This is a genomic window from Streptomyces sp. AMJ-169, assembly GCF_055597585.1.
The window spans coordinates 534,662-553,264 of the sequence record NZ_JBVLTJ010000001.1 but is presented as its reverse complement, the minus strand read 5'-3'; the positions used below and the strand labels follow the sequence as shown (position 1 = coordinate 553,264).

The 18,603-nt window shown below is 71.9% G+C and carries 12 protein-coding genes and 4 pseudogenes; 9 read left to right on the top strand and 7 right to left on the bottom strand.

Annotation, left to right across the window (positions count from 1 at the left end; all coding sequences use genetic code 11):
* The first annotated feature begins 206 nt into the window (after positions 1–206).
* From ACYUD3_RS02350 to ACYUD3_RS02340, 3 genes are all read left to right on the top strand, one after another.
* Positions 207–3,035 carry an ATP-binding protein gene (locus tag ACYUD3_RS02350; RefSeq protein WP_470962640.1) on the top strand — a complete coding sequence of 943 codons (2,829 nt, stop codon included), beginning with the start codon at positions 207–209 and terminating at the stop codon, positions 3,033–3,035.
* Positions 3,036–3,315: 280 nt separating this feature from the next.
* Complete coding sequence (locus ACYUD3_RS02345) at positions 3,316–4,107, top strand: S1 family peptidase (protein ID WP_470962637.1); 792 nt, start codon at positions 3,316–3,318, stop codon at positions 4,105–4,107.
* 217 nt (positions 4,108–4,324) lie between these two features.
* Positions 4,325–5,458, top strand: a complete 1,134-nt coding sequence (locus tag ACYUD3_RS02340; RefSeq protein WP_470962634.1) for a magnesium and cobalt transport protein CorA — start codon at positions 4,325–4,327, stop codon at positions 5,456–5,458.
* Position 5,459: 1 nt separating this feature from the next.
* Here ACYUD3_RS02340 and ACYUD3_RS02335 read toward each other — a convergent pair whose 3' ends face one another.
* The 3 genes and pseudogenes from ACYUD3_RS02335 to ACYUD3_RS02325 all read right to left on the bottom strand — a co-directional run.
* Positions 5,460–6,698: a Dyp-type peroxidase gene (locus ACYUD3_RS02335; protein ID WP_470962631.1), complete on the bottom strand. Its 1,239-nt coding sequence runs from the start codon at positions 6,696–6,698 to the stop codon at positions 5,460–5,462.
* A 413-nt stretch (positions 6,699–7,111) separates the two neighbouring features.
* Positions 7,112–7,345, bottom strand: a pseudogene (locus ACYUD3_RS02330) (YgaP family membrane protein); the annotation flags it as partial.
* A 174-nt stretch (positions 7,346–7,519) separates the two neighbouring features.
* A pseudogene (locus ACYUD3_RS02325) lies at positions 7,520–7,840 on the bottom strand (rhodanese-like domain-containing protein); the annotation flags it as partial.
* Between the two features lie 88 nt (positions 7,841–7,928).
* Between ACYUD3_RS02325 and ACYUD3_RS02320 the strand changes: the two are divergent.
* Complete coding sequence (locus ACYUD3_RS02320; protein WP_470963899.1) at positions 7,929–8,216, top strand: metal-sensitive transcriptional regulator; 288 nt, start codon at positions 7,929–7,931, stop codon at positions 8,214–8,216.
* A 323-nt stretch (positions 8,217–8,539) separates the two neighbouring features.
* Here the strand turns inward: ACYUD3_RS02320 and ACYUD3_RS02315 are convergent.
* The 3 genes and pseudogenes from ACYUD3_RS02315 to ACYUD3_RS02305 all read right to left on the bottom strand — a co-directional run.
* Positions 8,540–8,914: pseudogene (locus tag ACYUD3_RS02315) on the bottom strand (sulfite exporter TauE/SafE family protein); the annotation flags it as partial.
* A gap of 627 nt (positions 8,915–9,541) precedes the next feature.
* Positions 9,542–9,979: pseudogene (locus tag ACYUD3_RS02310) on the bottom strand (TSUP family transporter); the annotation flags it as partial.
* A gap of 501 nt (positions 9,980–10,480) precedes the next feature.
* The gene (locus tag ACYUD3_RS02305; RefSeq protein WP_470963896.1) at positions 10,481–11,983 is read right to left on the bottom strand and encodes a rhodanese-like domain-containing protein; all 1,503 of its coding nucleotides are present in this window, start codon (positions 11,981–11,983) and stop codon (positions 10,481–10,483) included.
* A gap of 335 nt (positions 11,984–12,318) precedes the next feature.
* On the opposite strand from ACYUD3_RS02305, the gene ACYUD3_RS02300 reads away from it, so the two are divergent.
* Both ACYUD3_RS02300 and ACYUD3_RS02295 read left to right on the top strand, forming a co-directional pair.
* Complete coding sequence (locus ACYUD3_RS02300) at positions 12,319–13,623, top strand: sensor histidine kinase (protein ID WP_470962628.1); 1,305 nt, start codon at positions 12,319–12,321, stop codon at positions 13,621–13,623.
* Positions 13,620–14,276: a response regulator gene (locus ACYUD3_RS02295; protein ID WP_470962625.1), complete on the top strand. Its 657-nt coding sequence runs from the start codon at positions 13,620–13,622 to the stop codon at positions 14,274–14,276. The genes ACYUD3_RS02300 and ACYUD3_RS02295 overlap by 4 nt, the downstream gene beginning before the upstream one ends.
* Positions 14,277–14,409: 133 nt before the next feature.
* Here the strand turns inward: ACYUD3_RS02295 and ACYUD3_RS02290 are convergent, their stop codons facing one another.
* Positions 14,410–14,916: a PaaI family thioesterase gene (locus ACYUD3_RS02290; protein WP_470962622.1), complete on the bottom strand. Its 507-nt coding sequence runs from the start codon at positions 14,914–14,916 to the stop codon at positions 14,410–14,412.
* A gap of 124 nt (positions 14,917–15,040) precedes the next feature.
* On the opposite strand from ACYUD3_RS02290, the gene ACYUD3_RS02285 reads away from it, so the two are divergent.
* The 3 genes from ACYUD3_RS02285 (at position 15,041) to ACYUD3_RS02275 (ending at position 18,593) form a co-directional block, all read left to right on the top strand.
* A complete protein-coding gene (locus ACYUD3_RS02285) occupies positions 15,041–15,517 on the top strand; it encodes a winged helix-turn-helix transcriptional regulator (protein WP_470962619.1) in 477 nt (158 codons plus the stop codon).
* A 105-nt stretch (positions 15,518–15,622) separates the two neighbouring features.
* Complete coding sequence (locus tag ACYUD3_RS02280) at positions 15,623–17,125, top strand: family 43 glycosylhydrolase (RefSeq protein WP_470962616.1); 1,503 nt, start codon at positions 15,623–15,625, stop codon at positions 17,123–17,125.
* 22 nt (positions 17,126–17,147) lie between these two features.
* Positions 17,148–18,593 (top strand): family 43 glycosylhydrolase, encoded by a 1,446-nt coding sequence (locus ACYUD3_RS02275; protein ID WP_470962613.1) that lies wholly within the window; start codon positions 17,148–17,150, stop codon positions 18,591–18,593.
* Positions 18,594–18,603 lie beyond the last annotated feature (10 nt).

The window sequence follows — 18,603 nt, the reverse complement described above, 5'->3', positions numbered from 1 at the left end:
ACCTGGGGCGGCCCTTCGGGTCCCCGGGTGGATCCCCGCTGTTCAGCGGCGGTACGACGGCGCGCGAGGGCCCCTTCTCATTCAGATCACCGCGTACTGAATTTCCCCATGCACCCGGCTGTTATATCCCTCACCACGCCGTCCCTCCGAATTTCAATGGGACGTTGCCTAGAATTTGGCCCGCACACGACACTCGGAGGGGAGCGGTGACCGTGCGACGGGACTTCAAGGAGTCTGCCCGATGCCGCCCCGACCTGGTCATCGGCAGGGAAGAGCTGTGGGGCTCGGCCCGCGACCAGCTCGCGCGCGGCGGCAGCGTGCTGCTGCACGGACCGGCCGGAATTGGAAAGTCGACCCTGCTGCGGGCATTGGCGGCGGATTACGGCGAGACGGCGCACACCGTGCTGCGCTGCTCGGCGACCGAGTCCGAATCCCACCTGCCGTTCCTGGCGCTGGCCGATCTGTTCGGGCTGGTCCTGGACGAGATCTCCGGCGCGCTGCCCGCCGCCCAGCGCACGGCCCTGGAGTCGGCCCTCACCGGGCGCGGCGAGTCCACCCTCCAGCGCGACGGCCTCGCCCTGCGCCTGGCCGTCCTGTCGGCCCTGCGCGCCCTCGCCGCGCGCGGACCGGTCCTGGTCGTCGCCGACGACATGCAGTGGCTGGATCCCGCCAGCGCCGAACTCCTGGGCTTCGCCGCCAGACGCCTGGGCGACACCCCGGTCCAGCTGCTGACCGCCGTCCGCACCGAGGGCCAGGAGTACGACCGGCACCTGCGCGCCTCGCCGCCGGACACCCTGGCGATCCGGCTGAACCCGCTCTCGCGCGCGCAGGTGTCCGCGCTGCTCGACCAGGGGGGCTACACCGACCTGCCGCGCTCGACGGTGCGCGAGATCCACCGCACCAGCGGCGGCAACCCCTTGTTCGCGCTGGAGCTGGGCCGCGCCCTGGCCGAGCGGCCCGCGCCGCCGCGCCCCGGGGAGCCGCTTCCGGTGCCGACGTCCTTGCGCGCGCTGGTGCTCTCCCGCCTCGACATGCTGCCCGCGCAGGCGCGGCACACCCTGCTCGTCGCCAGCGCGGGCGCGCGTCCGACGCTGGCCCTGCTGCACGCGGCCGGCCGGGAGAACGCCGAGGCGGAGACCGCGCAGGCCGCCGAACTGGGGCTGCTGGCGACGGAACCCGAGGGCCCCGGGCCCGCCGTGCGCTTCGCGCACCCGCTGATCTCGGCCGCGCTGTACGCGGAGGCGCCCGCGCAGGAGCGGCGGGCGGCGCACGCGGCGCTGTCGACGGCCGCCTCCGACCCGATAGAACGCGCCCGGCACCTGGCGCTGGCCACGACGGGCACCGACCCCGAGGTCGCCGACCGGCTCTCGGAGGCCGCCGCGCTGGCCCGCGACCGGGGCGCGCCCTCGACGGCCGCCGCGCTCGGCCTGCTCGCCGCCCGGCACACCCCGCCGGACGCCGCCCCGACGCCCGACGAACGCCGTCTGCGGGCCGCTGAGGACGCGATCACGGCCGGGGAGACGGATCTGGCCCGGGACATCGCCCACGACGTCCTGACGCGCGTCACGGAGCCCGCGGAGCGGGTGCGGGCGTGGATGGTCGTCATCGAGTCCGCCGGGCAGGCCCTGGGCGTCGTCGACGCCGTCTTCCCGAAGGTCCTCGCCGACGCCGGCGACGACCCCCGGCTACTGGCCCTGGTCCACTACCAGCTGGCCTGGCGCGGGCTGGTCGTCGACGGCGACTTCGCCGAGGCCCGCCGGCAGTGCGCGCACGCCGCCGAGCTCGCCGCGCGCGGGCACGACCGGCGCACCGAGCTGATGGCGCTGTCCATGCAGGCGTCCACGGAGACCCTGATGGGCCACCCGGACGCGCCCGCGACCATCAAGAAGGCCCTCAAGGAACCCCAGTACGCGGACGTCACCTGCCACCACAACGGGCCCGTGATGGCCCGCTTCCGCTGGCTGCTGATGAGCGACCAGCTGCCCGAGGCGCGCACCACGATCACGGCGCTGCTGCGGGAGGTGCAGCGGCGCGGGGCCGTCGAGAGCGAGGTGCACTTCCAGCGCTTCCTCGCCGAGACCGAGCTGCGCTCCGGGCACTGCGGGCGCGCCCTCGACCTCGCGCGCGAGTCGCTGCGCCTGGCCCGCGACTCCGGGATCGGCCTGGGCGCGTCCGCCATGCTGACCTCGCTCGCCGAGGCCTCCGGAGGGGACGTGGAGCGCGCCCTGGAGCTGGCCCGGGAGGCCGCGGGGCGAGCGGAGGAGGACGGCGACCAGATGTACCTCTCCAAGGCTCTCGCGGCTCTGGGGTACGCCCAGTTCGTCGCCGGGGACGCGGCCGGGGCCGTCGCCTCGCTGCGCCGGGTGCGCGAGCTGGAGCAGGGCCTGGGGATCATCGACCCCGCGCGCGGGCGCTGGCAGGGCGACCTGGCCGAGGCCCTCGTACGGGTCGGGGAACCCGGGGAGGCGCAGGAGCTGATCGACACCACGCGCGCGCACGCGTTGCGGCTCGGTAGGGAGAGCGTGCTGGCGCTGCTCGACCGCGCGGAGGCGCTGGTGCGGGCCGCGCGCGGGGAGCACGACGCGGCGCTGGCCCAGCTGACGTCCGTCCAGGACCGCCTCGCCAAGCTGGGCTACGCCCTGGAGGAGGCCCGCGCGGCGTTCGCCCTGGCCCGCCTGCGCACTCGCAGGCCGGGGCCCACCTCCTACGACGAGGCCGCGCGGCTGTTCAGGCGCTGCCGCGCGGTGCCGTGGCTCAGGCAGGTCGACGCGGCGCTCACCGACCCGGAGGCGGGGCGGGGCGGGGCCGTCGCCGAGGAGCGGCCGGCCGCCGCGGACGCCCTGGAGGGGCTCGCCGCGATGGAGCGTCAGGTGGCCGCGCTCGTCATGGAGGGCGCCACCAACCGGGAGATCGCCGCGCGGCTGTTCATCAGCGTCAAGACGGTCGAGGCGACGCTCACCCGGGTCTACCGCAAGCTCGGGATCCGTTCGCGGGTGGACATCGTCCGGCTGGCGGCGGGGCGGCGCGCGAAGTAACCCGCAGGGGGGTTTACTGCCCTCGCGGGTTTGACGGGGGGTCACCGAGGGTTTTCCCTGCCCACATCCCCTAGGGGGTTCCCTCATTGGGGAACGGGTGTGGCCGGACATAAGTTTTGTGTGTGCCGCTCGCCCAGGGCACACGGGAGCCGGTCCCGCGGCTCCCAGGCACAACCCCCCACACAACTGAACAACTCCCCCATAACTGAACAGAGTTCACAGCACAGCAGCACCCGCGCGATTCCCCCACGGCGATTCCCCCTCCCCACGAGGAGTCACATTGCTCGCGCTCGACCGTGCTAGAAAGGCCGCTGCCGCTCTGGCGGCGACCGCAGCCGTTGCGGCCCTCACGCTGCTCGGCGCCCCCTCCGCGACGGCAGCACCCCAGCCGATCGTCGGCGGCACGACGACCACCACCTCGTCGTATCCCTTCATGATGCAGATCACGGACGCCTCGCAGAATCAGTTCTGCGGCGGCACCCTCGTCTCGGCGACGAAAGTCGTGACGGCGGCGCACTGCATGGTCGGCGAGACGACCAGCAGCGTGCGGGTCGTCGGCGGCCGGACGTACCTCAACGGCACGAACGGGACCGTGAGCCGCGTCAGCAACATCTGGATCCACCCGAGCTACACCGACGCCACCAACGGCGACGACGTGGCCGTGCTGACCTTGGCGACCTCGATGCCCTACACCACGGCGTCGTACGTCTCCGCCTCCCAGACCAGCGTGTACGCGGCCGGCACCACGGCCCGGATCGTCGGCTGGGGCACCACCTCGCAGAACGGAAGCTCCTCCAACCAGCTGCGGACCGCGACCGTGCCGACGGTGGCCAACTCCAGCTGCGCGAGCTCCTACGGTTCGGACTTCGTCTCGTCCGACATGGTTTGCGCCGGATACACGTCCGGCGGCACAGACACCTGCCAGGGCGACAGCGGCGGTCCCCTGCTCATCGGGGGCGTCCTGGCAGGGATCACTTCCTGGGGCAACGGTTGCGCGCAGGCCGGTTACCCGGGTGTCTACACCCGGCTGACCACCTTCTCGGACCTGGTGACCGCGCAGGTCACCTCGTAACCAGGGTGAACTCCTGAGCACTTCTCAGGTGCCTCAGGTGAGAGAACCAGGGGGCGTTGGGGGGCGTTCCCAAAAAGTACAAAAACCCCCGCATACAAACAGNGAACCAGGGGGCGTTGCGGGCCTCCACGAGCGGCCCGCAACGCCCCCTGTCCAATATGTCCCGTATATCCTTCCGGTGATCTGATGATGTGCCCCACTCCGGGAGGCAGCCGCGATGACCGAGCGACGCGCCGCAAGGCTGTGGCGACGGCCCGCGAAGCCGGGTACGACGCCCCCGCAGCCGCCGGCCCGCAGGCCCGCGCCCCGCCCGGCCGACCCCGAGGAGCCGGGCAGCGTCATCCAGTCGGTCCTGTACCGCGACGGCGTCCGGGTCTCCTCCCCCGCGACGCTCGCCCGCACCTACCGGGAGCTGCGCGAGCAGCCCGCCGGCATGGCCTGGATCGGCCTCGCCCGCCCCACGGAAGCCGAACTCCACTCCCTGGCCGCCGAGTTCGGCCTGCACCCGCTCGCGGTGGAGGACGCGAAAGAGGCCCATCAGCGGCCCAAGCTGGAGCGCTACGGCGACACCCTGTTCGTCGTCCTGCGCGCGGCGCGCTACCTCGACGCGCCCGAGGAGATCGACTTCGGCGAGCTGCACGTCTTCGTCGGCCCCGACTTCGTCATCACCGTCCGGCACGGCGCCGCCCCCGACCTCTCCGCCGTCCGCCGCCGCATGGAGGAGTCCCCGGAGCTGCTGAGCCTCGGCCCCGAGGCGGTCCTGTACGCCATCCTCGACGCGGTCGTCGACGGCCACGCGCCGGTCGTCGAGGGCGTCCAGAACGACATCGACGAGATCGAGACCGAGGTCTTCCGCGGCGACCCCGAGGCCTCCCGCCGGATCTACGAACTCTCCCGCGAGATGGTCGAGTTCCAGCGCGCGACCCGCCCCCTGGTCGGCATGCTGCACGCCCTGATGGCGGGCTTCTCGAAGTACGGCACCGACGACGAGCTCCAGCGCTACCTGCGCGACGTCGCCGACCACGTCACCCACACCAGCGAACGCGCCGACGGCTTCCGCCAGGCCCTCTCCGAGATCCTCACCGTCAACGCCACCCTCGTCACCCAGCAGCAGAACGCGGAGATGCGGGCGCTGGCGGAGGCGGGGTTCGAGCAGAACGAGGAGATCAAGAAGATCTCGTCGTGGGCGGCGATCCTGTTCGCCCCCACGCTGGTCGGGACGATCTACGGGATGAACTTCCAGCACATGCCGGAGCTGAACTGGGGCTTCGGGTATCCGTTCGCGATCGGCCTGATGGGCGTGGTGTGCGTCAGCCTGTACGTCGTCTTCAAACGGCGGGACTGGCTGTAGGTCACTTGGGGCGCCCTTCGAGAAGGCGTTCCCCGAAGTCCGCGCCGGGCGCCGGCAGCGGGGGGACGTATCCGACGGCCGACGCGCGGTGTTCCGTGTACGGCGTGAGGGCGTCCCGCGCGGTCAGCCGTTCCTGGACCCGGACGAAGAGGGACGGGTCGCGCATGAACGCCAGGAAGAGCAGCCCCCGGTCGGCCGGACCGTTGTCGTAGGAGTAGCCCCTGCGCAGCATGCGGGCACCGCCGTCGAAACGGGGGCTCGCGGCGCGGACGTGCGCGTGCAGCGGGGTGACGTACCGACCCTCCGGCGTCTTCGCGAAGATATCCACCCGGTCATGCTCATGCCGCCGCCCGAGCGGCGCACCGCTCTCCCGCTGCCGCCCGATGATCTCCTCCTGCCGCCCGAGGGACAGCCCCCGGAAGTCGTCGGTCCTGAGGTGGATGCCGCGTACGACGAGGTAGGTGCCGTCGTCCTGCCAGATCCAGCGCTCGCACTCCTCGGGGTTCGGGTTCTCCGTGCCGTCCTTGAAGCCGAGGAGGTTGCGGGGGGTCTGGGCGGGGTGCGGCGCGGGCTGCGGGGGGAGGAAGCCGGCCTGGCGCCAGCGGGGGCGGAGGGTGCCTGCGGCTTCGCGGAGGAGGGTGGTGGCGTGTTCGGTGAGGGCGACCGGGGTGTCGCCGCAGAGCAGGAGGAGGAGGTCACCGCCGGTGCGGGTGAGGTGGTCGCCGGGGAAGGGGGGGAGGGGGTGGAGGGGGGTGTGGAGGGTGGGGCCTAGGGCGAGGGTGGTGGTGAGGGGGGTAGGGGGGTGGGTTCTGGGGTGGTGGTCGGGGCGGTTGCGGGGTCGGTTTTCGGGGGTGTTGCCGGGGTTGTCATCGGGGTTGTGCAGGTGGGGGGCCCAGCGGGTCAGGGTTTTCGCGAGGGTGTGGGGGGCGGCGGTCGGGGTGAGGTCCAGGGCGAGGAGGAGGGCTGCTGGGGGGTGGGGGGTGGTGATGCCGGGCTGGCGGCGGGGGGTGTGGGGGGCTCGCGGTGAGGGGTGGGGGGCTGGGGCGCCGTTCGGCGAGGGGGGTGAGGGGGATGTGTGCGGGGGGTTGCCGGCTGGGGAGGGGGTTCTTGCGCAGCCGGTCGCTGTGAACGCGCCGAGGCTTGCTGCCGCGCTGGTCAGGAGGGTGCGGCGGGAGGGGGGTTCGGGGGTGGGGGGCACGGGGGTGGCCTCGGCGGGGAGGTGGGGAGTCTGTTCGGTCATGGGAGTGGGTCGGAGGATACCGGCGGGGGTGGGGGAAATGTTCTATGGCGAGTTCTCTGGGGGCCGTGTCGTGGGGGTGGGGTGGGGGTGGGGTGGGGGTGGGTTCTTGGCGGTTAGACGGGGTTGGGGGTGGTGTCGGGGGTGGCGGCTGGGGTGGTGTTGGGGGTTGCGGCTGGGGTTGCGGGGAGGGCGGCGCCGGAGGCTGGGGCGGGAGCTGAGGTGGGGGGTGTGGCGAGTGCTGGGGTGGGGGCGGCGCCGGGGGTTGCGGCGGGAGCTGAGGTGGGGGTTGCGGCGAGTGCTGGGGTGGAGGTTGCGGCGGGAGCGGCGTCGGAGGTTGCAGCCGGGGCGGCAGTGAGGGGTGCGGCTGGGGCGGCGCCGGAAGCCGCCGTGGGGGTTGCGGTGGGGGCCGTCGTACGCAGAGCCTTCAGGGTCGTCTCCAGGTCTGCGGTCCGGGGGCGGTTGTGGGGGAGTTTGGCGAGGACGGCGGCCATGCCGCAGGTGTCGGTCGCGGCTGAGAAGACCAGGCCGGCCGCTATGCCGGCGGAGAGGAGGAGGAAGGCGGGGTGGAGGAGGGCGAGGGCGAGGCCGGTGAGGACGAGGGTGCCGGCGGTGAGGCGGACCTGGCGGTCCATGGACCAGGGGGTTCGGGGGGTGCGGGGGGTTTGGGCGGGGTCTGTGGGGTGGCCGGGAGGGGAGTCCGCAGGTTGATCGAGGGATCGGTCGAGAGGTTGGTCGAGGGGCTGACCGAGAGGTTGGCCGAAGGACTGGTCTAGGGGCTGGCCGAGGGGCTGGCCGAGGGGGCGGCGCAGGGAGTGGTCCATGGGGCGGTCCAGAGGGTGGCCCTCCGCTGCCCAGGCGTTGGTACCGCCGGTCAGGTTCGTCGCCGGGATGCCGTGTTCTCGTAGCAGGGCGCAGGCGGTCGTGGAGCGGTTGCCCGAGGCGCAGACGATCAGGAGGTCGCCGTTCTCCGCCGCGTGCCGGAGTTCGGGGAGGGCCCGGCGGAGGTGGTCGAGGGGGAGGTTGAGGGCGCCGGGGAGGTGGCCGGCGGCGTGTTCGGCGGGGGTGCGGACGTCGAGGACGGTCAGGGTGGCGAGGCGGGGGCGGGCCTCGGTGGGGGTGAGGGTGCGGGGGGTGGTGGTCATGGCAGATGTGATCCTTGAGGTTCCTGGTGTCCCCGGGCGGGGACGTACAATACCCCTAGGGGTATGGAGAGCGAGGATGGGAGTCGTCGTGGAGCTGGAACTCACCGGTACGGAGCTGAAGTCCGTACTGAACCGGCTGCGCCGGGCGCAGGGGCAGATCACCGGGGTGATCCGGATGATCGAGGAGGGCCGCGACTGCGAGGAGGTCATCACCCAACTCGCCGCCGCCTCCCGGGCCTTGGACCGCGCCGGTTTCGCGATCATCGCGACCGGCCTTCAGCAGTGCGTGACCGACATCGAGTCGGGGAGGCGGAGCGGGGAGGACGCGGATGCGATGAAGGCTCGGTTGGAGAGGTTGTTTTTGTCGCTGGCGTGAGGGGGGCTGCGCTGGCGTGAAGGGGCTCGCTGGTCTGAGGGGGCTGCGCTGGTTTGGGAGGGGCGTTGGCTTGAGGGCTGCGTCGGTGTGAGGGGGGTTGCGGTGGCGTGGGGGGCCGCTGGCTTGAGGGAGGGCGTTGGCTTGGGGGCTGCGCTGGCGTGAGGGGGCTGCGGTGCTGAGGGAGCCTGCACCGCGGGGCCTGCGGCGACCTGAGGGGGTTTGTGCGTTGAGGGAGCTTGCGTCGAGGAGGTCTGCGGTGGCCTGAGGGACTCCCGGAACCCTGAGCCGAGATCCCGAACCGAGCCCCCGCCCCAGAACCCCGTTCACAGCACCCCGTCCACCAGCATCAGCGCCGCCACCCCGAGCAGCACCACCGCGAACGTCCGTTGCAGGACCCTCGGTGACACCTTCGCGGCCAGCCGGCGTCCGTCCCAGGCGCCGAGCAGTGCGGCTCCGGCGAAGGGGGCCAGCCGGGCCCAGTCGAGGTCGTGCACGGTACCGGCGCGCAGCGCCAACGCGGCGAGCGAGTTGACGGTGATGACCAGCAGACTCGTCCCGACGGCCGCCCGCATCCGCAGCCGCAGCACCCCGACCAACGCCGGCACAGCGAGAAACCCACCACCGACCCCCAACACCCCGGTCACCGCCCCCAGCCCGGCCCCGGCGGCCAGCGCTTTGCCGGGGCGTACCTGGTTGGCGGCCGGAGAGGGATCGGCTTGCGGCGAGGGGGAGTTGAGAACGGAGTCGGTGCTTGAGATCGGAACAGGTCCGGCGGCCGAGGAGGGATCGGCTTGCGCCGAGAGGGAGTTGAGGGCGGAGCCCGAGCACCGGTCGCCTCCCGAGCCGGAGAACGAGTCGGCCCTTGCGGAGTCCGAACGCCGGTCGTCATCCCCTGAGCCAGGGAGCGAGTCGACTCTTGCGGCCGAAGCGAGTCCGGCCGCCGGGAAGGGGTCAGCTTGCGCCGAAAGCGAGTTGAGGGCGGAGCCCGAGCGCAGACCGATCCCCGACTCCAAGCGCGAACCACTCCCAGAGTCCGAACACGAGTCGTCCCCCGAGCCGCAGGGCGAGCCACCCTCTAGACGCGAGGACAGGTCGCCCTCCGACCCGCAGGACGAGCCGGCCCCCGAGCTAAGAGCAGGTCCGGCGACCGGGCCGGGATTTCCTTGCGCCGAAGGGAGGTTGAGCGCCACCCCGCAGGACGAGCCGCTCTCCGGGCGCGAGGGCAGGGCGCCCTCTGAGCCACAGGGTGAGCTGCCCTCTGGGCGTGAGAACGAGTCGCCCTCTGAGCCGCAGAACGAGTCGCCCTCTGGGTACGACGACGAGTCACCCCCCGAACCCGAAGTCAAACCGCTCCCCGCACCCGAACCCGACCCCGACCCCGACGGCGTACCCGCTCCCCCCTTCGCCCCAACCCTCAGCATCCGCACCCCCGCCGCCACAGCCACCCCCGCGAACGCCAACGTCAGTACCCGGCCGGGAAGTTGAGCCGCCAGCGCACCCCCGAGCACCGCCGGTACAGTCCCCGCCGCCGCGAACAGCAACCCCGTGCGCCACTGGACGTTCCCCTCCCGGGCATGCGCGGTCAGGGCGGTCGCCGAAGTCACGGCCACCACGACCAGGCTGGCGGTGGTCGCGGCGACCGGGGTGAAACCGATGACGTAGATCAGCGCGGGGACGGTCAGAATGCTCCCGCCGCCCCCGAGCCCACCGAGGGCCAGCCCTACGACGGCCCCGGCGAGCACGGCGAACACCGCGACGCTCACTTGACGCCCCCCGCAGCCGGGGTGACTTGACATCGTTCGGCCACCAAATCGACCGCCTCCAAGGCGACTTGGCTTCGCGTCACCACCAAGTCAGCCACGTCCGAGCCGACATGACATCGCCCCGCCACCGACAGCCCCGCCCGACCGAACCGCCACTCTCCACTGCACACCGCCGACGGCCCCACCCCACCGAACATCCCAGCTCTGCCGCACACCACCGCCACCCCAACCCCGGCCCCGCCGAACCACCCGCACCCGTCATACCCCACCGACGCTCCAGCCCCGCCAAACCACCCGACTCCGCCATGGATCACCGGCACTCCGACCTCACCGAACCACCCGGCCCCGCCCCACGCCACCAACACCCCAGCTCCAGCTCCAGCTCCAGCTCCAGCTCCAGCTCCAGCTCCAGCTCCAGCTCCAGCTCCAGCTCCAGCGAACCCTCCTCCCCCGCCGCGTATCCCTACCACCTCAACCTCACCAACCCCCTCGCCCCCCACCTCAAACCCCCCATATCTCAAGCCCCGCCACCCCAGCCGCCCCGAACGAATCGTCCACAGCGACGACTTCGCGGCCGGCCGCGTCCAGGAAGGACGCCGCGATGGCTGCCCGCATCCCGCCCGCACAGTGGACCCAGACCTCCCCCTCGGGGAGTTCGCCGAGGCGGTGGGGCAGGGTGTGCAGGGGGACGTGGAGTGAGCCGGTGATGAAGCCATTTGCGGTGCGTTCCGATGTTCGGCGGACGTCTACGATCAACACGTCCGAACTCCCCTTCAGATCAGCGAACTTGGCGCGGCGGAAAGTCGCCGGAACCTCCGCCGGGCGCAGCCAGTCCGTGGGGCCGCCGATCGCCGCGGCGGCCGGGCGGTCGATGCCGACCCTGGTCAACTCGCGCTGGGCACCGGCCAGTTGCTCGGCCGACTCGGCCAGGAGTGTGACCGGCTTGCCCCAGGGGATCAACCAGGCCAGGTAGGTGGCCAGTTGCCCCTCCGCCTCGAAGTTCAGCGAGCCCGCGACATGCCCTTCGGCGAAGGCGAGCCGGTTCCGCAGGTCGACCACCCACTCCCCCGCCGCCAGCCGGACGGCGATCTCCTCGGCGTCGGCGGGCGCGGGCGGGGTGAGGTCGACGGGGGCCGGTCCGGCGGCGTTCGCGGGGCCCATGTGGACGTAGTACGCCGGGATGTCGTCCAGCCCGGCGAGGAGTTCGGCTACGAAGACGTCAACATCCTTGGTCAGCGCGAGATTTGACGCTTTCTCAGCACCGATCGTCGTGACAGCGACCCCAGCCGAGACACCCGAACCAACCGAACCGCTCAGACCGGCCGAACCGCCCAAGCCCTCCGAGCATCCCGAACCTCCCGAGCCACCCAGACCACCCGGAGCGCCCGCGCCGCCCGGACCGACCGAAGCGCCCGAACCCCCCGAACCCCCCGAACCCCCCGAAGCACAAAAACTCCCGAACCCATGCGTCGGCAACACCACCACCTCATCCCCCAACTCCCCCGCGATCCGCCGCGCCGAAGCATGCTGCCGCCGCGCCAACTCCCCCGTGAGCCTGGGCTCCACCAGGTCAGGCCGCCCCACCGTCCCGATGAGCAGCGAACCCCCGGTGAACACCGCCACCGCCGCACCCCCCTCCTCCAGCGCATAGGCGGTGTGATGCGGAGTGTGCCCCGGTGTGGCCAGCGCGCGCAGGGTCAGGGACTCGTCGACGACGGACCGGTCGCCGTCGTGGACCGGTGTGTGCGGGTACGACACCCTCGCGCCGGCCGGGACCAGATACGCCGCGCCGGTCAGCCGGGCCAGCTCAAGGCCGCCGGTGACGTAGTCGTTGTGGACGTGGGTCTCCACCACGTGCGTGATGCGCACCCCGCGGCGGGCCGCGGCGGCGATCACCCGGTCCACGTCGCGCGGCGGGTCGACGGCGACCGCGGTGTGCGCGCCGCCTGCCAGATAGCTGCGGTTGCCGAGGCCGCTGACCTCGATCACGTCGACGAAGAACACGTGGAACACGCTCCCTTGGGTCGATCCGAAATTACCCCCCGGGGTATAGAAAAACCGTAGCACATGTACCCCCGGGGGTATTTTCAGCCACAGGTCACAGCCCCGCCCCCGCACAGCACAGCCCCGGCCACAGCCACAGCCACAGCCCCGACCCCGCACAACCCCGGCCCGACCCCGATCCCGGCCCCGCACAACCCCGCCCCCACCAAAAAAGAAGGAGCAACCAGTACCCCGGTACCACCCGCCGCCCAGATTGCATCCCCTGGTACCGGAAACACCCACCCCCGCCCCGTACAGTCGAACGGCACCCGCCCCACCCCCCAGAAGGCATCCCCATGAGCGTTTCCGACCCGTCGGCGGCCCGTATCGGCGGGCGGGCCCGGCTGCCCGGGTCGCTGCTCGCGGACCCCGAGCAGAAGATGATCGTCCCGATCATCGAGCGGCTCTCGGGATGGCGCGCGGCCGACCGGCGGCGCCCCCGGGTGCGGCGGATCGCGGTGCCGGTGGTGTGCGTGCTGGCGGGGCTGCCCTCGCTGCTCAACCCGGCGAACAGGGCGGCGACTTGGCTGCATCTGCTGCTGATGGCGGGGTACGCGGTGCCGCTGCTGTGGCGGGAGCGGCGGCCGGGGACCGTGTTCGCGGTGTGTACCGGGGTGTCGTGCCTCGCGCAGGCCCTCGCGGTGTTCAACAGCGCGGACATGGCGCGCGCCGTCGCGCTGTTCAACGTCGGCCGGCACGGCACCCCCCGGCGGCTCGCCGTCGCGCTGGGCGTGACGATCGTCCAACTCGGCATGTGGGCGGCCGTGTTCTGGACGAGCGGGCAGCTGGAGTACGCCGCCAGGCCCGAGGGGGTGACGCTGCTCGCGATGGCCGCCATGGCCGCGTTCGCCGGGCTCGGGCTCGCCGGGCGGCTGGTCGACACCGTGATCGCCGCGCTCGCGATCGACAGCGCCCAGCAGGTCAGGCTCGCCGCCGCACGTGAACGCGCCCGAATCTCACGGGAGATGCACGACATCCTCGGGCACACCCTCGCCGTCATCGTCGGCCTCGCCGACGGCGGCGCCGCGCTCGCGGCCACCAAGCCCGAACGCGGCGCCGAGACCCTGCGCATCATCGGCGACAGCGGGCGTGACGCGCTCGGTGAGTTGCGGCGGCTGCTCGCCGTGATCGACATCGACACCGAGGACGGCCCGCGCGGCCAGGCCCCGCTCGCCCCGCAGCCCGGCGTCGGCGATCTGCCCGCGCTGCTCGACCGGGTCCGGGCGGCGGGCCCCACGGCCGATCTGCGCACCGAGGGCGAGCCGGCCACGCTCCCGCCGGGACTCCAGCTCGCCGTCTACCGCATCGTCCAGGAAGCCCTGACCAACACCCTCAAGCACGCCGCCGCCGACACCGCCGTCTCGGTCGCCGTCACCGCGCGCGCCGGGGCCGTCCATGTCACCGTCGAGGACACCGGCCCGCCGACCACCACGGCCGACGGCGGCGGCCAGGGCCTCGTAGGGATGCGCGAGCGCGCCGCCCTCTACCAGGGCGAGGTCGTCTCGGGGCGCAACCCCCGCGGCGGCTGGACCGTACGGGCCCGGCTCGTCCAGGCCGACAGACCGACCACCCTGACGCATCCGGAGAACTGCCCGCCATGACCACCGTGCTCATCGTCGACGACCAGTCCCTTCAGCGCCTCGGCTTCCGGATGCTCCTGGAGGCGCAGCCCGATCTGACGGTCGCCGGGGAGGCGTCCGGTGGCGGCGAGGCCGTCCGGCTGACCGCCGAACTGCGGCCCGACGTGGTCCTGATGGACGTCCGCATGCCCGGCATGGACGGCATCGAGGCCACCCGCCGCATCGCCGAGTCCGGGGGCCGCTCCCGGGTCCTGGTGCTGACCACCTTCGACCTGGACGAATACGCCTACGACGCCCTGCGCGCCGGCGCCAGCGGGTTCTTCCTCAAGGACGTGCGCCCCGAGGAACTGGTCGTCGGCATCCGCGCGGTGGCCGCCGGGGACTCCGTCATCTCCCCCGGTCTGACCCGCAAGCTGATCCACGAGTTCACCACCCGGCTCCCCAGCCGCAGCCCCGCCCAGGACACCCGCCTCGCCGGACTCACCGAACGCGAACGCGAGGTCCTGACCGCCGTCGCCTCCGGCTGGAGCAACGGGGAGATCGCCGAGCGCTTCCACCTCGCGGAGTCGACCGTGAAGTCCCACGTCAGCCGGGTCATGGCGAAGGTCGGGGCACGGGACCGGGTACAGGCGGTGATCTTCGCGTACGACGTGGGGCTGGTGCGGCCGGCGTGAGCCGCGGAAGGAGGCCGGGGCGAGCGAGGCGGCCGGTCCCGCATACGGCCCTCGGCCCCGCGTACGACCCCGAGTCCCGCCGGTCCCGTCAGCCCTGTCGGCCCCGTCAGCCCCGTCGGCCCCACCCGCCCCCTCAGCCCCCCGCAACCGCCCCCGGCATCGGAAAGATCAGGCAACTGCTCGTGGCGTGCGCCAAAGTACGGTCCTCCTCGTCCAGCAGCACCGCCTGCGCGAGCGCCGTCGTGCGGCCGGAGTGCAGGACCGTGCCGACCGCCCGCACCCGCCCGGTCGACTCGGTGACCCGGCGCAGGAACTTCACCGTCAGGTCGAGGGAGGTGTAGCCGGTCTCCGGGGGCAGCACCGACTGGACCGCGCAGCCCGCCGCCGAGTCGAGGAGGGTCGCGTAGACGCCGCCGTGCACGCTGCCGATGGGGTTGTAGTGCTCCTCGCCGGGGACCAGCGAGAAGACCGCCCGGCCTTTCTCCACCTCGTCCAGCGTGAAGCCGAGCGTGTCCGCGATCGGCGGCGCCGGGAGCCGGCCCGCCTGGATCTCCCGGAGGAAGTCGAGCCCGCTCCCCCGCCCCACGGCCGCCGCCGTGACCGCCGGGTCGCCCCACTCGTACGTCCGTGTCCTGCCCATGTGCGCGACGCCCTTCCCCGCTGACCCTTAGGGCTGACTTCTTCTGCCGAAGCCAGCCGGACGAAAACTAACCAAGCGCTCAGCTGGCTGTCAATGACATAGCCAGCTGCCTACGATGGCCCGCATGGAGTGGCTTGAGATGGACCCCGAGCTGTGCCCGGTGCAGCGCACGCTGGACGTCGTCGGCGAGAAGTGGAGTCTGCTGATCCTGCGCGACGCCATGAACGGGGTGCGGCGGTTCGACGAGTTCCGCAGGCATCTGGGGGTCTCCGAGGCGGTGCTCAGCGGCCGGCTGCGGACGCTGGTCGAGGCGGGCGTGCTGCGTACCGAGCCGTATCAAGTGCCGGGCGCGCGGGCCCGGTTGGAGTACCGGCTGACGCGCAAGGGGTGGGATCTGTGGCCGGTGATGGTCGCGCTGCGGCAGTGGGGGGACGCGTACGCGGGCGAGGCCGAGGGGCCGGTGCTGGACATGCGGCACGGGGAGTGCGGGGCGGAGGTGCGGGTGGTCGTGGAGTGCTCGGGCGGGCATGGGGCGCTGGAGCCCCGGGAGGTGACCGCGCGGCCGGGGGCGGGGGCGAAGGAGCGGCCCGCGGTGCACTGATCAGCACCCCCGATGTCCAAGTTATTGACGAGGGCATGGCAGACCCTTACCTTCTGACCGAAGTTACGAACTACGTTCGAAATTACGGACAAGGGACGGTCCTGTATGCCTCGGATGTTTCGGACGCGCAGAGGGAGACGGCCGCTGCTCGTCGTCGTGCTCGCGCTCCTCGTGGCGCTCGTCGGCGCCACCCAGCCGGTGTCCGCCGCGGCCGGCCGCCCGTACACGAACCCGCTGAAGTCCAGCAAGGGCGCCGACCCCTGGCTGGAGTACTACGACGGGAACTACTACCTGGTCACGACGACGTTCACGGGCGTCCTCGGGATCCGGAAGTCACCGACGCTCGCGGGGCTCGCGACCGCGCCGAACGTGCAGGTGTGGTCGGACACCACGGCCACCCGGAACACCAACATCTGGGCGCCTGAGCTGCACTTCCTGGGCGGCAGGTGGTACCTGTACTACTCGGCCGGACAGAGCGGGGTCGCCTGCTGCGACGCGCAGCGCACGCACGTCCTGGAGAGCGCCGGCACCGACCCGCTGGGCCCGTACACCTACAAGGGCGCGCTGACCGGCTCGAACCTGACGCCGGGCGGCTGGCTGATCGACGCGACGGTGCTCCAGACCGGCGGCAGGCTGTATCTCGTCGGCAGCGGGTTCGTCGACGGCAGCGCGCAGAGCCTCGTGATCGCCCCGATGAGCAACCCGTACACGCTCGCCGGCAGCACATTTACGGTCATCTCCAGCCCGACTCTGAGCTGGGAGACCTCGGGTCTGCCGGTCAACGAGGGCCCGGAGCCGCTGTACCACGACGGCCGGACTTTCCTTACGTTCTCGGCGAGTTACTGCCAGACCGCCGACTACAAGCTGGGCCTGCTGGAGCTGACCGGCTCCGATCCGCTGAGCCCGGCGTCCTGGAAGAAGACGCAGACCCCGGTGTTCCAGCGCAACGACGCGAACGGCGTCTACGGCCCCGGCCACAACGGCTTCTTCAGCTCACCGGACGGCTCGGAGAACTGGATCGTCTACCACGCCAACTCCTCCGCCTCGGGCGGCTGCGGCAACGGACGCACCACGCGGGCGCAGAAGTTCACGTGGAACGCGGACGGCACCCCGGACTTCGGCACGCCGGTCGCGCTGGGTACGACGCTCCCGGGCCCGTCCGAGGAGAGCGCGGCGACGCCGGCCGCGTACACCCTCGTCAACCGCAACAGCGGCAAGTGCCTTGACGTGAGCGGCAGTTCGAGCGCCGACGGGGCCAACGTGCAGCAGTGGACGTGCAACGGCGGCGCCAACCAGAAGTGGCGGGTGGAGGACCTGGGCGACGACACGAGCCGGCTGGTGAGCGTGGCGAGCGGCAAAGTCCTCGACACCGCCGACTGTTCGGCGGCGGACGGCGCGGACCTCCGGCAGTGGTCGTGGCTGAACAACAAGTGCCAGAGGTTCCGGCCGGTGTTCACCGCCTCCGGCGACTACGTGCGGCTCGTGAACGAGAACAGCGGCAAGGTCGCGGACGTGGCCGACTGCGCCGCCGCCGACGGGACCGACGTCCGCCAGTGGACGTGGCTGAACAACAACTGCCAGCAGTGGCGGCTCGTACCGACCACCTGAACAGCCTTCCTGGAGAACTCCCTTGACCCGTAACGCCGTACGGCTCGTGACGGCCGTACTCCTCGCCCTGGCGGGCCTGTTCGCGGGGCTCGTCCCGGCGCAGGCCGCCGTGCCGGACTCGCCCGCCGTGACCTACACCAACCCGATCGCGGCCCAGCGCGCCGACCCGCACATCTTCAAACACACCGACGGTTACTACTACTTCACGGCGACTGTCCCGGAGTACGACCGGATCGTGCTGCGCCGGGCGACGACCGTCCAGGGTCTGTCGACGGCCCCCGAGGTCACCATCTGGACCAAGCACACCAGCGGGATCATGGGCGCGCACATCTGGGCGCCGGAGATCCACTTCCTCGACGGCAAGTGGTACGTCTACTTCGCGGCGGGCGCCACCGACGACATCTGGGCGATCCGGATGTACGTCCTCGAAGGCACCGGCGCGAACCCGCTGACCGCGAGCTGGACCGAGAAGGGCCAGATCAGGACGGCGTGGGAGAGTTTCTCGCTGGACGCGACGACGTTCGTCGTGAACGGCGTGCGCTATCTCGCGTGGGCGCAGCGCAACCCCGCCGAGGACAACAACACCAGCCTCTTCATCGCCAAACTGGCCAACCCCTGGACGATCCAGGGCACTCCGGCGGAGATCTCGCAGCCGACGCTGTCCTGGGAGACGATCGGCTTCAAGGTCAACGAGGGGCCCGCGCTGATCCAGCACGGCTCGAAGGTCTTCCTCACCTACTCCGCGAGCGCCACCGACGCCAACTACTGCATGGGGATGCTGACCGCGTCCGCGACCGCCGACCTCACCAACCCGGCGTCCTGGACGAAGAGTTCGACCCCGGTCTTCAAGTCGAGCGACGCGACCTCGCAGTACGGGCCCGGCCACAACTCGTTCACGGTGTCCGAGGACGGCAAGTCCGACATCCTCGTCTACCACGACCGCAGCTACAAGGACATCACCGGTGACCCGCTGAACGACCCCAACCGGCGCACCCGCGTGCAGAAGGTGTACTGGAAGGCCGACGGCACCCCCGACTTCGGCGTCCCGGTCGCCGACGGGGTCACTCCGCAGCGGTTCTCCTCCGCCAACTACCCGGACCGTTTCATCCGGCACTACGACTACCGCGCGCGCATCGACGCGAACGTCTCCCCGCTCGCCGACTCCCAGTTCCGCGTCGTCCCCGGGCTCGCCGGGAGCGGGACGGTGTCACTGGAGTCGGCCAACTTCCCCGGCTACTACCTGCGGAGCGTCAGTTCCGAGGTCAAGTTGCAGCAGAACGACGGCAGTTCGGGCTTCGCGTCGGACGCGACGTTCTATCAGCGGGCCGGGGTGGCGGACCCGGCAGGCGTCTCGTACGAGGCGTACGGGGCTGCTGGGCGGTATGTGCGGCACTACAACTACCTGCTGAACGTACAGGGGTTGAGCACGGCGACGGACCGGGCGGACGCGACGTTCTACGGGCAGTAGAGGGTTCGCC

Coding starts and splice junctions, on each gene's coding strand:
- ACYUD3_RS02285 (WP_470962619.1), top strand. CDS start 15,041: ATGGAGTGGCTTGAGATGGACCCCGAGCTGTGCCCGGTGCAGCGCACG.
- ACYUD3_RS02335 (WP_470962631.1), bottom strand. CDS start 6,698: ATGACCGAACAGACTCCCCACCTCCCCGCCGAGGCCACCCCCGTGCCC.
- ACYUD3_RS02300 (WP_470962628.1), top strand. CDS start 12,319: ATGAGCGTTTCCGACCCGTCGGCGGCCCGTATCGGCGGGCGGGCCCGG.
- ACYUD3_RS02290 (WP_470962622.1), bottom strand. CDS start 14,916: ATGGGCAGGACACGGACGTACGAGTGGGGCGACCCGGCGGTCACGGCG.
- ACYUD3_RS02280 (WP_470962616.1), top strand. CDS start 15,623: ATGCCTCGGATGTTTCGGACGCGCAGAGGGAGACGGCCGCTGCTCGTC.
- ACYUD3_RS02295 (WP_470962625.1), top strand. CDS start 13,620: ATGACCACCGTGCTCATCGTCGACGACCAGTCCCTTCAGCGCCTCGGC.
- ACYUD3_RS02340 (WP_470962634.1), top strand. CDS start 4,325: ATGACCGAGCGACGCGCCGCAAGGCTGTGGCGACGGCCCGCGAAGCCG.